Origin of the sequence: Flavobacterium sp. (assembly GCF_044348915.1) — a bacterium.
Taxonomy (GTDB): Bacteria; Bacteroidota; Bacteroidia; order Flavobacteriales; family Flavobacteriaceae; genus Flavobacterium.
In genome coordinates this window covers 82,428-96,412 of the sequence record NZ_JBIKRX010000001.1, presented here as the reverse complement: position 1 = coordinate 96,412, position 13,985 = coordinate 82,428, and the positions used below count along the sequence as shown (strand labels likewise).

At 35.4% G+C, this 13,985-nt stretch carries 13 protein-coding genes; 7 read left to right on the top strand and 6 right to left on the bottom strand.

Annotated features, from left to right (window positions below; genetic code table 11):
* Positions 1–2: 2 nt before the first annotated feature.
* From ACIQ1E_RS00470 to ACIQ1E_RS00460, 3 genes are read right to left on the bottom strand one after another with little or no spacing between them, the layout of a single operon-like run.
* On the bottom strand, positions 3–575 hold the full coding sequence (locus ACIQ1E_RS00470) for an acyltransferase (RefSeq protein ID WP_396167708.1): 573 nt from the start codon (positions 573–575) through the stop codon (positions 3–5).
* The gene (locus ACIQ1E_RS00465) at positions 575–1,726 is read right to left on the bottom strand and encodes a DegT/DnrJ/EryC1/StrS family aminotransferase (protein WP_396167706.1); all 1,152 of its coding nucleotides are present in this window, start codon (positions 1,724–1,726) and stop codon (positions 575–577) included. The genes ACIQ1E_RS00470 and ACIQ1E_RS00465 overlap by 1 nt, the downstream gene beginning before the upstream one ends.
* Positions 1,723–2,694, bottom strand: coding sequence for a FemAB family protein (locus ACIQ1E_RS00460; protein ID WP_396167704.1), 972 nt, complete (start codon positions 2,692–2,694; stop codon positions 1,723–1,725). The genes ACIQ1E_RS00465 and ACIQ1E_RS00460 overlap by 4 nt, the downstream gene beginning before the upstream one ends.
* 92 nt (positions 2,695–2,786) lie before the next feature.
* Here ACIQ1E_RS00460 and ACIQ1E_RS00455 point away from each other — a divergent pair, with 92 nt between their 5' ends.
* From ACIQ1E_RS00455 to meaB, 7 genes are all read left to right on the top strand, one after another.
* Positions 2,787–3,572 (top strand): TrmH family RNA methyltransferase, encoded by a 786-nt coding sequence (locus tag ACIQ1E_RS00455; protein ID WP_396167702.1) that lies wholly within the window; start codon positions 2,787–2,789, stop codon positions 3,570–3,572.
* A gap of 75 nt (positions 3,573–3,647) precedes the next feature.
* Positions 3,648–5,204 carry a serine hydrolase gene (locus ACIQ1E_RS00450; RefSeq protein WP_396167700.1) on the top strand — a complete coding sequence of 519 codons (1,557 nt, stop codon included), beginning with the start codon at positions 3,648–3,650 and terminating at the stop codon, positions 5,202–5,204.
* Positions 5,205–5,288: 84 nt separating this feature from the next.
* Positions 5,289–7,508, top strand: a complete 2,220-nt coding sequence (locus ACIQ1E_RS00445; RefSeq protein ID WP_396167698.1) for a RelA/SpoT family protein — start codon at positions 5,289–5,291, stop codon at positions 7,506–7,508.
* A 95-nt stretch (positions 7,509–7,603) separates the two neighbouring features.
* Positions 7,604–8,059, top strand: a complete 456-nt coding sequence (locus ACIQ1E_RS00440) for a Fur family transcriptional regulator (protein ID WP_396167696.1) — start codon at positions 7,604–7,606, stop codon at positions 8,057–8,059.
* 27 nt (positions 8,060–8,086) lie between these two features.
* Entirely contained in the window at positions 8,087–9,358 is a 1,272-nt protein-coding gene (locus ACIQ1E_RS00435) for an adenylosuccinate synthase (protein ID WP_396167694.1), read from the top strand.
* A gap of 52 nt (positions 9,359–9,410) precedes the next feature.
* Complete coding sequence (gene nudK / locus ACIQ1E_RS00430) at positions 9,411–9,992, top strand: GDP-mannose pyrophosphatase NudK (protein ID WP_396167692.1); 582 nt, start codon at positions 9,411–9,413, stop codon at positions 9,990–9,992.
* Between the two features lie 59 nt (positions 9,993–10,051).
* A complete protein-coding gene (gene meaB / locus ACIQ1E_RS00425; protein ID WP_396167690.1) occupies positions 10,052–11,140 on the top strand; it encodes a methylmalonyl Co-A mutase-associated GTPase MeaB in 1,089 nt (362 codons plus the stop codon).
* A gap of 117 nt (positions 11,141–11,257) precedes the next feature.
* On the opposite strand, the gene ACIQ1E_RS00420 is transcribed toward meaB, so the two are convergent.
* The 3 genes from ACIQ1E_RS00420 to ACIQ1E_RS00410 all read right to left on the bottom strand — a co-directional run bounded on the left by ACIQ1E_RS00420 (position 11,258) and on the right by ACIQ1E_RS00410 (position 13,936).
* Entirely contained in the window at positions 11,258–11,488 is a 231-nt protein-coding gene (locus tag ACIQ1E_RS00420) for a hypothetical protein (RefSeq protein ID WP_039110009.1), read from the bottom strand.
* 80 nt (positions 11,489–11,568) lie between these two features.
* Positions 11,569–12,477: a prohibitin family protein gene (locus ACIQ1E_RS00415; protein ID WP_396167687.1), complete on the bottom strand. Its 909-nt coding sequence runs from the start codon at positions 12,475–12,477 to the stop codon at positions 11,569–11,571.
* 76 nt (positions 12,478–12,553) lie between these two features.
* Entirely contained in the window at positions 12,554–13,936 is a 1,383-nt protein-coding gene (locus ACIQ1E_RS00410) for an MATE family efflux transporter (protein ID WP_396167685.1), read from the bottom strand.
* Between the last annotated feature and the right edge of the window lie 49 nt (positions 13,937–13,985).

Below are 13,985 nucleotides of genomic sequence, written 5' to 3'. Positions count from 1 at the left end.
TGTTATAAATTTCTAATAACTTTTGCAGGATTTCCAGCAGCAATCACATTGTCAGGAATACTTTTTGTCACAACGGAACCATTGCCAATAATCGAATTTTTTCCGATGGTGACTCCCTTTAAAATGGTAACATTCGAGCCTAAAAATACATTTTGTTGAATATGAATCGATGCCATTTTAGGATGATTCCCATCCTTTCTCTTTTCTATTGCCAAATCGTGTCCATCATTATCCATAATAGAACAAAAAGATCCAATTAAAACATCATTTTCAATTATAACTTTAGCATTGCATTCTATCGAAAAAGCATTATTAATGGCTACATCGTCTCCAATACTAATTTCACTGAAGGTTTCTCTAGCTTCAAAATAACTATAATGTGAATAAAAAAAAGGCGAAGAAAGTACTCCTATTTGTACATTTTTACCAAAGAAAATTTTTCCTTTTCCCTTTAGCAATAAAGGATGACACTTTATTGGATTTCCTATTACATTCTTGCAATCAGAAAGTATTTCATATTTCTTGATTCGCAAATAAACAAAGCAAATGTATTTTATTTTACTAATGATCCCCATCAATACTGATTTAAAATTGAAACAACAAAATCCACCTCATCTATTGTCATCACTGGACTTATTGGTAAACTCAAAACTTCATTATGAATTTTTTCAGTAATTGGAAAAGACAAATTATTCCATCCCGAAGTCTCGGGACTAAAAGCTTTTTGCTTGTGTGGCGGAATTGGATAATGAATCATCGTTTGAATACCTTTTTCTAATAAAAACTGTTGCAATTCATTTCTGTTTTTGGTTCGAATGACAAACAAATGAAAAACATGATTATCAGACAAATCCCAAAATGGTAAAGTAATTTTATAATTTTTGATTTCAGACAAATAGCGTTTGGCAATTGCTTTTCGAACAGTATTTTCAGCATCCAAATTAGGCAATTTCACATTTAGAAAAGCCGCTTGAATTTCGTCTAATCGTGAATTGACACCAATAAATTCATTCTGATATTTCGCTTCGGAACCATAATTTCTAAGTGACTGTATCACTTTTGCCAATTCCGCATCATTAGTAACAACCGCGCCACCATCGCCTAAAGCACCCAAATTTTTGCCTGGATAAAAACTGTACGCTTTATTAATGGGTGTTGTGCGTTGTGTGTTGTGTGTCCCAGAATCTAACTGAACACTTCCTACTGAACGCTGGCTACTTTTTCTAGCGCCGTGCGCTTGTGCAGCATCTTCTACAACAATCAAATTATTTTGAATTGCAATTTTATTGATTTCATCCATTTCGGCTAATTGTCCGTAAAGATGAACAGCAAGAATTGCCTTCGTTTTTGAAGTAATTTTTTCTAAAATCAAAGCAGGATTTAGGTTGTAGGTTTCCAACTTGGGTTCGAGCAGAACTGGAATCAAATCTGCCTCTAAAATCGCCAAAATGCTGGCAATATAAGTATTGGCAGGAACAATTACTTCGTCCCCTTTTTGCAATTTTCCTAATTGAATGTAGCCTTTGAAAATCAAAACCAAAGCATCCAAACCATTGCCAACACCGATGCAATGTTGTGCTCCACAATAATTGGCAAAATTAGTTTCAAATGAAGCAACTTCATCGCCCAAAATATACCAACCCTTATCTAAAACCGTTTTCAATTTTTCTTGAAATTCAGTTTCATAAGGCGCATTAATTTTTTTTAAATCGAGAAATTGTATCATTGTCTAATGTCCTTATTTTTCAAATCGTTCCCGATGTCGATTTTATATACGTCCTGAATATAAACAGCACATCCTAATTCTTCTTTCTGCTGCAGTAAACCTGCATTATATGAATTTTTATCATCAACGATACCCATATCAAAAAAAGAAAAATCACCTGAGTATTTCATTATCAAATTGATAAACAAATAATCTAATGCTCTAACAGCTTCTCCCCTATGAGTAGTGGCTCCATACTGTGATTTAACAACTTGCTGAGAGAAGAAAAGTGTAATCCCGGCAACAAGTTCACCGTCAAAATACGCATTAATTTGTTTTATACTCTCAGGAAAATCAGATTTCAATTGATTAATCTCTTTTAATGAATGAACTGGCTTTGCTTGGTGTTTTTCTTGTAACCGGGGAATTAAAACTTCGTTCCAAAAAGAGGTACAATCTTCTACTTCTTCAATAGAAATTCCAAGTTTAGTAATTCTTCTAAAATGTTTCAACTTACTTTTTGATATATTCAATGGCTTAGTAAAATCTATCGCTAAATTCATACTTCGCTTTAGTAATACAGCATTCTTTCGAAACAAAAAATAATTTATTTCACTGCAAGACCTCAATTGATAAAATTCGGGAATCAATTTTAATACAAAATTTTCTATTTTGTTATCCTTTAGAAAATCTAAAATCTTATTAAAAATAATATCGACCAATACTGCACCAACTTTTTCATTATACACCAATCCCCCATAAGTCAATCCTTGATGCGAGAAAACTTGATTACCTACCACATTTGCAGGAAGTACAGCCACCCATTTTTCACCATTCAAAACAATCAAGGAATAATCCTGAAATCGATCGGAATGATAGTCCATAAAATCACGATGAAAAAGGAAAGTTGCATTTTTGGCTTGACCAATAAACACATTCCAAGTATCATAATCGCTTTTTTGATATAATCTAACCGAATAATTTTTCAAAATGAAACCATAAAAGTATATATGCACCAAAAATATGCAAAAAAAAAGACAAAACCTTTGTAACTTTGACACTTTACCCTTTAAATTTCAAAATGAAACAAATCACTTCTGCTCAAAATCCATTCATTAAATCGTTAGTGCTCTTGCAAGAAAAAGCAAAAGCCCGCAAACAATCCAGAACTTTTTTGATTGAAGGAAAAAGAGAAATTGAAATTGCAACAAAAGGCGGATATGAAATCGAAACGATTTTGTTTTTGCCAGACTTATTGGCACCAAATGAGATTCATAGCCTTTCGAAAACTGCAGAACTAATAGAAATTTCAAAAGAAGTCTATCAAAAACTAGCCTATCGCGATACCACCGAAGGTGTTTTGGCTGTAGCCAAATCCAAATCCTTGCAATTAGCAGATATAAAATTAACTAAAAATCCATTTATTCTTGTGGCTGAAGCCCCAGAGAAACCAGGAAATATTGGTGCGCTATTACGCACTGCCGATGCAGCCCATCTCGATGCCGTAATCATTGCCAATCCAAAAAGTGATTTGTATAATCCCAATATTGTACGTTCTAGCGTAGGTTGTTTGTTTACCAACCAAATCGCCACTGGGACCACAACCGAAATTATTGCTTTTTTGAAAGAACGAAAAATCAATATTTATTGCGCCACTTTACAAAATTCAACTTCCTATCACACCCAAGATTACACTACTCCAACTGCTTTGGTTGTTGGCACGGAAGCAACGGGATTAACCCAAGAATGGCGAGATGCAGCCACACAAAATATCATCATCCCGATGCAAGGCGAAATCGACAGTATGAACGTTTCTGTTGCTGCGGCCATTTTGATATTTGAAGCTAAAAGACAAAGGGGATTTTAGTCCCGATAGCTATCGGGAGCAGATTTTAGAAAATAGTGTAGAGAAAATAGAACATAGAAAACAGAATATTGAATTATGAATACTATTAAATTAACCATCGTCGTACTACTGCTTATTAGCAATTTAAACTCTTTCGCACAAATAAGCGAAAAACAAGTTGATGATTTAGTTGAAAACACACTGAAAAGTTTTGACGTTCCGGGAATTGCCGTAGCTATTGTTAAAGACGGAAAAGTGATTCTTTCTAAAGGTTACGGACTAAAATCGATCCTGACCAAAGAAAAAGTCGATGCCAACACCTTGTTTGGAATTGCATCCAACAGCAAAGCTTTTACGACTGCTGCAATAGCGATGTTGGTTGATGAAAAAAAACTCACCTGGGACGATAAAGTGATTACATATCTCCCTGATTTCAAAATGTACAATGATTACGTTACCAACGAATTTACCATTCGCGATTTGGTCACTCACCGAAGCGGATTGGGTCTTGGTGCTGGCGACTTAATGATTTGGCCTGACGGAAGTGATTTCACTGCGACTGACATTATCCGTAATTTAGAGTATTTAAAACCTGTTTCGGCTTTTCGAACCAAATACGATTACGACAATTTGTTGTATATCGTAGCAGGCGAAGTTATTGCAAAAGCAAGCGGTAGAACTTGGTGCGATTTTATCGAAGAACGAATTATGAAACCATTGGCAATGAACAATAGTGCCGCTTCCTTTTTGAGATTGAAAGACACCACTAACATTATTGTACCTCACGTTCCTACCGATGGAAAACTTAAAGTAATTTCAAGATATAAAAATCAACTTTTTGATGCTGCTGCAGGAATTTATTCGAGCGTAAACGATTTGAGCAAATGGATGATCTTGCAATTGAATAATGGAAAATATGGCCCAGAAAATCAGTTCCAATTGTTTTCTAAAAAGGAACACAACGAGATGTGGAGCCTTCAAACTATAATTCCTACCAATACAAGACCACCCTATAACACCCATTTTAGTGGATATGGATTGGGTTGGTTTTTGAGCGATGTCAAAGGCTACAAACAAGTAACTCACACCGGTGGATTGGAAGGGATTGTAACTCAAACAACCTTGTTCCCTGAACTCAATTTAGGAATTGTGGTATTGACCAATCAGCAATCGGGAGCTGCTTTTACCGCTATTACAAACACGATCAAAGACAGCTACCTAAGTATTCCATATACCAATTATGTAGAATTATATAGCAAACGAGAAAAAGATAATGTTTCGGCAGCTGATAAAACCACTAATAAAGTATGGGCAACGGTAACCAATAATCTAAAAGAAAAAAAGAAAATTGATTTCAAGAATTATACTGGATCTTATGTTGATAATTGGTTTGGACAAATTGAACTTTCAGAAAAAAAAGGGAAGTTATTTTTCAAATCCACTCGATCTCCCCAACTTGCAGGCGAGGTTTTCTTTTATAAAGACAATACTTTTACAGTAAAATGGAACAATCGTAGTTTCAACGCAGATGCTTTTTTGTTTTTCGAACGGGATGAAAACGGAAATTCAAAAGGACTAAAAATGAAACCCATTTCAGACTTGACCGACTTTAGTTATGATTTCCAAGATTTGGATTTTGTTAGAGTAAAATAGTAAACGTTTTAAAACCACATTTTTCAATCCCCGTTTGCATATCTCATTAGTTATACCTATTTTTAAAAAATCAACAAATCGGTTATGCTAGAAATAGATTTAGAAAAAGAAAACAAGGCCATTGCTCAAGAATACAAAGAGTTACTTCGCATTAGTTACCAAACCTTAACTACCGAAGACAAAAAACTCATTCGTAAAGCATTTGACGTCGCTATGGATGCGCATAAAGATCAGCGCAGAAAATCTGGCGAGGCCTATTTTTTTCATCCTATTGCAGTGGCCAAAATTGTAGCATCTGAAATTGGTTTGGGAGCTACTGCGATCGCGGCAGCATTATTACATGATGTTGTAGAAGACACTCCCATTACGACTGAAGACATTGACAAAATGTTTGGTCCAAAAGTCGCACAACTAGTCGAAGGATTGACAAAAATTTCGAAAGTTCAAAAAGAAATGAACGTTTCGATGCAAGCTGAAAACTTTAGAAAAATGCTTTTCACGCTCAATGACGATGTACGTGTTATTCTAATTAAAATTGCCGACAGATTGCATAATATGCAAACTTTAGACAATATGGAGGATCACAAACAAATCAAAATTGCCTCTGAAACCCTATATATTTATGCACCACTAGCCCATCGTTTGGGTCTGTATAAAATAAAAAACAAACTCGAAGATTTAGGATTAAAATACACTGAGCCAGAAATTTACAATGATATTGTAAGCAAAATAAAAGAAACAAAAGAAGAACAAGATGCGTATATCAAAGACGTTTCCGATGTCTTAAAAAAATCATTAGACAAAGAAAATCTTGAATACATCATCAAAGGGAGACCAAAATCTATCTTTTCTATCTACAGAAAAATGAAAGCCCAAGGAGTAGGTTTCGATGAAGTTTACGACAAATTTGCCATTCGTATTGTTTATAAATCAGAGCCACAAGAAGAAAAATTTTTAGCTTGGAAAATTTACTCAATTGTTACCGATCATTACCGCCCAAGCCCAAGCCGATTGCGTGATTGGATTTCATCGCCAAAAACTACGGGATATGAGGCTTTACACATTACAGTAATGGGACCAAAAGGACGCTGGGTCGAAGTGCAAGTTCGTAGTGAACGCATGGACGAAATTGCGGAAAAAGGATATGCTGCCCATTACAAATACAAACAAGGGGGCAGTGAGGAAAGCGGTTTAGACATTTGGCTGAATCTACTCAAAGAAGCTTTGGAAAACCCTGAAACCAATGCAGTAGATTTTGTAGAGGATTTCAAAATGAATTTGTATTCAAAGGAAATCTTCGTTTTTACTCCAAAAGGAGAAATAAAATCATTGCCTAAAGGCGCAACTTCGCTTGATTTTGCGTTTAGCATTCACTCGGAAGTTGGAATCCGAACAAGAGGAACCCGTGTCAACGGAAAATTAGTGCCATTAAATCACGAATTGAAAAGTGGTGATCAAATAGAAATCATTACTTCTCAATATCAAAAACCAACCATTAACTGGTTGGATTATGTAACTACTTCTCGCGCAAAAAATAAAATTAAGAACGTTCTCAATGAGAATACCAAAAAAATTGCAGAAGAAGGAAAAGAAATCCTTACCCGAAAATTGAAACACTTAAAAATAACCTTAAGTGAATCAGTGGTGAATGAACTAGTCAACTTTTTCAAATTAAAAACAAGTTTAGATTTATTTTACCGCGTTGGTGTTGGAGCAATCGAGAACCAACAGTTAAAAGATTATGCTGCTCAAAAAAGCAACACCTTTATTAATTTCTTCAAAAATAAAATCAAACGATCCGCTAGTACTGCTAATGAAGATATTCACAAACAAGTACTCAATAGCAATTACGACATGCTGGTTTTTGGTGCAGACCAAGACAAATTAGATTATAAACTATCTACTTGCTGCAACCCAATTCCTGGGGACGAAGTTTTTGGATTTGTTACTATTAATGAAGGAATTAAAGTACACAAGAGGGATTGCCCCAACTCCATTAGCTTGCAATCGAATTATGCGTACAGGATAATGCAAGCAAAATGGATTGATTCTTCCCAACAAGAATTCAAGGCTATTTTACATATTACCGGTATGGACACTATTGGACTCACCAATAAACTCACGAAAGTAATTTCAGACAATATGAACGTAAACATTCAAAGTATTTCGCTTAGTGGGGAAGCAGGTATCTTCAACGGAAAAATTGCTGTAATTGTTCAAAATAATAATATTTTGAAGAAATTAATAGACAATATTAAACAAATTGACGGTGTTGACAAGGTAACCCGAGAATACAATAATTAGGAAATGATTCTCCATTTAAAAGCGCAGGAGTTGTTGTTAAACTTTTAAACTTTTTAACTTCTAAACTAAAAAATAATAATTTATCTTTGCAGCATATGACACAGATATCGGCTGATAATAGTACTAATCAAGAAATTGTAAAAAATGTTTTTACATTGTATCTTGAGAACAAAGGACATCGAAAAACGCCCGAGCGCTATGCTATTCTTCAAGAAATATATGACAGCGAAGAGCATTTTGATATAGAAAATCTTTATATCAAAATGAAAAACAAAAACTACCGTGTTAGTAGAGCTACTCTTTACAATACAATCGAGCTTTTATTAGAATCTGGCTTGGTGCGCAAACATCAATTTGGTCAAAACCAAGCACATTATGAAAAATCATATTTCGACAAGCAACATGACCACATCATAATGACAGATACGGGTGAAGTAATAGAATTTTGTGATCCTCGAATTCAAACTATCAAAAAAACCATAGAAGACATTTTTGATATTGACATTACAAATCATTCCTTATATCTATACGGAACAAAACGAAATAAATAACAAACTAACTACAAACAATAAAACAGAATGGCCGCAGATTTATTACTAGGATTACAATGGGGAGATGAAGGAAAAGGAAAAATTGTTGACGTACTTACGTCTAAATATGACATTATAGCTCGCTTTCAAGGTGGCCCAAATGCTGGTCACACTTTAGAATTTGATGGAATAAAACACGTTTTGAGAACCATTCCTTCTGGGATTTTTCATAAAACAGCCATCAATATTATTGGAAATGGAGTAGTAATTGACCCTGTTGTTTTTCAAAGAGAAATTGAAGGCTTAGCAAAATTCGAATTAGACATCAAAAGCAAATTGATAATCTCTAGAAAAGCACATTTAATTCTACCAACGCATCGTTTGCTCGATGCTGCCTCTGAAGCTTCAAAAGGGAAAGCAAAAATTGGTTCTACATTGAAAGGAATTGGACCAACATACATGGACAAAACCGGCAGAAATGGAATTCGCGTTGGGGATATCGAATTGGAAGACTTCCAGGAAAGATACAGATCTTTGGCAAACAAGCACGAGGAAATGATCAAATTCTACGATGTAAACATCCAATACAATCTAGTGGAAATGGAAAAAGAATTCTTCGAATCCATCGAAGAGTTGAGAAAAATTGATTTTATCGACAGCGAAGAATACATCAATCAAGCGCAAAAAGACGGAAAATCTATTTTATGCGAGGGAGCTCAAGGTTCCTTACTTGATGTAGATTTCGGAACGTATCCTTATGTGACTTCGTCAAACACAACAGCTGCGGGCGCTTGTACTGGACTAGGTATTGCTCCAAATAAAATAAAAGAAGTGTACGGAATTTTCAAAGCTTATGTAACTCGTGTGGGAAGCGGGCCGTTTCCAACGGAACTTCATGACGAAGACGGGGAAACTATGGCAAGAGTTGGTAATGAATATGGCTCAGTTACAGGCAGAAAACGTCGTTGTGGTTGGTTGGATTTAGTTGCCTTGAAATACGCAGTACAAATCAATGGAGTAACCCAACTGATGATGATGAAAGGCGATATTCTTTCTGGTTTCCCTACATTGAAAGTGTGTACACAATACAACTATAAAGGCAAAGCGATATCTCACTTCCCATATAATATCGAAGACGAAAATGTAACGCCAATTTACACTGAATTAAAAGGTTGGGCTCAGGATTTAACAGGAATGACCTCTTACGATCAATTGCCAAAAGAGTTGAAAGAATACATTGAATTCATAGAAAACTATATCGAAGTGCCTATAAAAATTATTTCTGTTGGACCAGACAGAAAGCAAACGATTTTAAAATAAAAATGCTAAACGTCTCGATAACTCGGGACGTTTTTTTTAATCAACCTACCAAATGAAGAATCCAAACATAAAAATACAGCAAACAGAATTGCTTTCAGACAATTGGTACTTATTGAACAAAGTCACTTTCGATTTTCTGAGAAAAGACGGTGTTTGGATTACCCAAAAAAGAGAAGTATACGACAGAGGCAACGGTGCAGGAATCTTACTTTTCAATTCGACTAAAAAAACCATAATCCTTACTCGACAATTCAGACTTCCTGCCTACCTCAACGGGAATGAAACTGGTATGATGATCGAAGTTTGCGCTGGACTTCTTGACCAAGACCATCCGGAGCAATGTATTATTCGAGAAACCGAAGAAGAAACAGGTTATCGTATAAAATCCGTGCAAAAAATTATGGAAACCTTTGTTTCGCCTGGAGCAGTTACTGAAATTTTACACTTATTTGTTGGCGAATATGATGCTTCGATGAAAGTCCACGATGGCGGAGGATTAGAACACGAGCAAGAAGAAATAGAAGTAATCGAAATGCCTTTTGTGGAAGCTTATGCAATGATTGCTACAGGCGAAATAAAAGATGCAAAAACCATTATTTTATTACAATACGCCAAAATAAACAACCTGGTTTAATAACATTAGACTGAAATTTTCGTCAAAATTTACTAATTTTACTCAAACGATTTTAAGGTTTGAAAAACGAAAACAAAAAACACTCGGCACTTCACGAAAAAGATGTAATTTCTGCTACAGAAATTATCAGTTCGAATGCTGTGGCTGCCATCCAAATTTTTAGAAAAAAACAACCTACTTCAGAAGAGCTGATTGAAGGCATTTTAAATGGAAACATCTCAGCCTTGAGTCGAGCCATTACTTTGGTTGAAAGTACTAATGCGAGCCATTTGGCGAAAGCTAATGAAGTAATCAACGCTTGCTTGCCGCACGCCAATAAATCCGTAAGAATAGGAATCACAGGAGTTCCCGGAGTTGGAAAAAGTTCGTTTATCGAAGCTTTTGGTAAACATCTTACTGGATTAGGAAAAAAAGTTGCCGTTCTTGCAGTAGACCCTTCGAGTACAATTTCCCACGGAAGTATTCTTGGCGACAAAACCCGAATGGAAGAATTAGTCAAAGACCCCAATGCCTATATAAGACCTTCGGCTTCAGGCGAAACTTTGGGCGGTGTGGCTCGGAAAACCAGAGAAACCATAACCCTTTGCGAAGCAGCAGGTTTTGATACCATTCTCATTGAAACAGTAGGTGTTGGACAAAGCGAAACAGCTGTTCATAGTATGGTAGATTTCTTTTTATTACTCAAAATATCAGGCGCAGGCGATGAATTACAAGGAATAAAACGCGGCATTATGGAAATGGCCGATGCGATTGTCATTAATAAAGCCGATGGGGATAATATCAAAAAAGCCGAAATGGCAAAAGCCGAATTCAATCGAGCATTGCATCTATTTCCAGCAAAAAAATCAGGATGGACACCAAAAACTTCCACTTGTAGCGCGCTTACGCACAAAGGAATTCCTGAGGTTTGGAATACAATTGTTGAATTTCTAAAATTAACAAAAGAAAACAACTACTTCTTCGAAAAAAGGAAGGAACAAAATCAATATTGGATGCTAGAGACTATCAACGAGCAACTCAAAACCAATTTTTACAATCATTCAGACATTCAAAAGCTCTTAGAATCCACAAAAAAAGCGGTGCAAAACGATGAAATATCGCCTTTTGCAGCCGCTCAAGAATTATTGGAAATGTATTTTAAGAAGTAATACCAATTGTAATTTTAAAATGGTCTAATCCATTTAAAAATTTTACAATGGTTTATGCCGATAGACAATATATTGTGTACAATTTATTGGACTCTTATATATTGCTAATCGGTATAATTACTCTTTTTCGTAACGCTCCATTTCTCGATCATAAAATTCATTAGCAAGAACAATAAGCCCTTCCATTTCGGCATTTAGTTCGCCTTCATCTAGATCTTCGGCTTCTTCCATAAATTCGACTTCATCGTCTTTCAAATTGATGATAAATCGCGGATAATCGAGATGAATAATAAAGATATCTTCCGGAAAATCAGTATTGTCTCCTAGTAAAAATTTTGGTAATTCCATTTTATGTTTGTGGTTTAGGGTTTATGATTTATGGTTTGTTGTCCTTTACAAAACTACAAACCATAAACTACAAACAGTTACTATTTATCAGACAAAATTACTGGCGCACTTCCTTTTCCCATAAAAATAATTTTGGTATTTGGCGAAACAGCAATTTCTTTTTGTGCTTTTATTTGTTCGTATTGTAATTGTTTATCAGTCAATCCCAACGAAATAATTCTTTGGTAATCGGCAATACCCTGTGCCTCGACCCTTTTTCTTTCGGCTTCTTGCTTTTCTTTCTGTAAAACGAAAGTCATTTTTTGAGCTTCTTGCTCCGCATTAATCTTGCTTTCGATAGTTGCTTTTACCGATGCTGGCAGATTAATATTTCTTATTAATAATTGCTCCAAGACCAATCCTCTTGCTTTAAAATCAGCTTCAATATTAGCAAAAATTCGCTGTTGAAATTCATTTCTTTTGGTCGAATACAATGCCACCGCATCATAATAAACAGCATTATCACGAATACGGGTTCTGGTGACAGGTCGTACAATTTTATCGTTGTAATTCACACCAATTTGCTTGAAAACTTTTGGCGCATCAGCTGGAATAATGCGGTACAAAACCGTCAAATCTATAACCACTTCCAAGCCATCATTTGACAATACTCGAATGGCGTCATCGCCTTCTTGTGAGCCTTCGTTATGGACTGCTGACATAGTATAATTTTGAGTTTGAATATCAAAATCAGTCACATCTAAAAGTGGATTTATCAAATGCAAACCACTTTCAAGAATATCGGGTTGTACACTTCCGTAAAGCGATTTTACGCCTACTTTACCTGCATCAATTTGTTTGAGCATTGAGGCAAAAACCCCCAAGGCAATTACAATAAATCCAATGGTTCTAAGCGTATTCGAAAACTTGAATAACGGATTGCCTGCATTGCTTTTTACAGCAAAACTCACAATCAGTAGAATAACCCCAATAATTAGTAATAATATCATTTCGTTTGAAAATTAAATTGTTCGGTTATTATACGCTGAATCCTATTGGAAGTTACAAATTAGTTCAGAAAAAACTTTAAATTTCCGCATTTTCCAAAACCAATCTTTTGGTCAATCGTGAAAAACGAATGTACAGAAAAAATGCAGCCGACGTTAGCCCAGCCAAAAGTCCAATCCAGATACCAGTGGCGCCTAAATTAGTGTATTTTCCAAGGTAATAGGAAATGGGGAATCCAACAACCCAATACGCCACGAAGGTAATGTACATAGGGATTTTTACATCTTGCAAACCACGCAAAGCACCCAAAACAACCACTTGCATCCCATCTGAAATTTGAAAAACCGCTGCTACCAAGAGTAATTTGGAAGCGATAATTATTATTTCAGCGTTATCCAACTGTTGCGCAATATCGGTCATATTCAGAAACAAATGCGGTAAAAATCGATGTGAAATCACAAAAAGTGCCCCAAAAAAGACCTCGACCATAATCGTCAATAAAAAGATAGACCTTGCGATCACAATCAATTCGTTATAGTCTTTTAATCCCCTATAATTACTAACTCTTATCATCGCTGTTACGCTAAAACCAATCGCAACCATAAAAGTAGAGGAAGCCAAAGTCAATGCAATCTGATTGGCGGCTTGACTATTCTTGCCTAGCGAACCTGAAAGCCAAATAGCAGCAGTAAATAAAGCCACTTCAAACAACATTTGCATCGCCGAAGGAAAACCAAGATTGATAATTTTCATTAAAATCGACTTCTTAATTTCTTTGAAAGTAAAATTTTTAAAATATCGTTTGAAAGCACTATTGTGTTTCATTATATAATGCATAAAAACAACCATCATTATCCTAGAAATAACGGTTCCTAATGCAGCCCCAAGTATTCCCAATTTAGGAAAACCCCAAACACCATAAATCAGTACATAATTAAAGAAAACGTGCACAACATTAGCCAAATAAATGGCGTACATCGAATATTTGGTTTGCGATAAACCATCTGCAAATTGCTTATATCCTTGAAAAATTATCACGGGAATCAGCGAGAAAGCAACCCAATCAATGTAAGGCGATGCCAATTCAACAACCGCCACAGGCTGGTTCATCAATCGCATAATGGGTTTTGCTAAAACAATTAAAACAAAAATAGCAACACCCAATATAGTGCATAATAAAAGTCCGTGATGAAAAGTAGTGCGGATCTTTTTATCGTTTTTTTCAGCGTCGGCTTCAGCAATAAAAGGAGTAATAGCCGTAGAAAAACCAATTCCCAATGACATTCCAATAAAGATAAAACTGTTCCCTAGGGAAACCGCAGCTAATTCTGTTGAACCGAGATTTCCTACCATAAAATTATCGACAATACCAATCAAAGTATGACCAAGCATACCCAAAATAACAGGATAGGCCAATTGCAGGTTATAAGAAAACTCTTTTGTATATTGAGATAAATTCACTTCAAATAATTTAGGTTGGCAAAGATATAGTAAAAAGCTAACACAAATC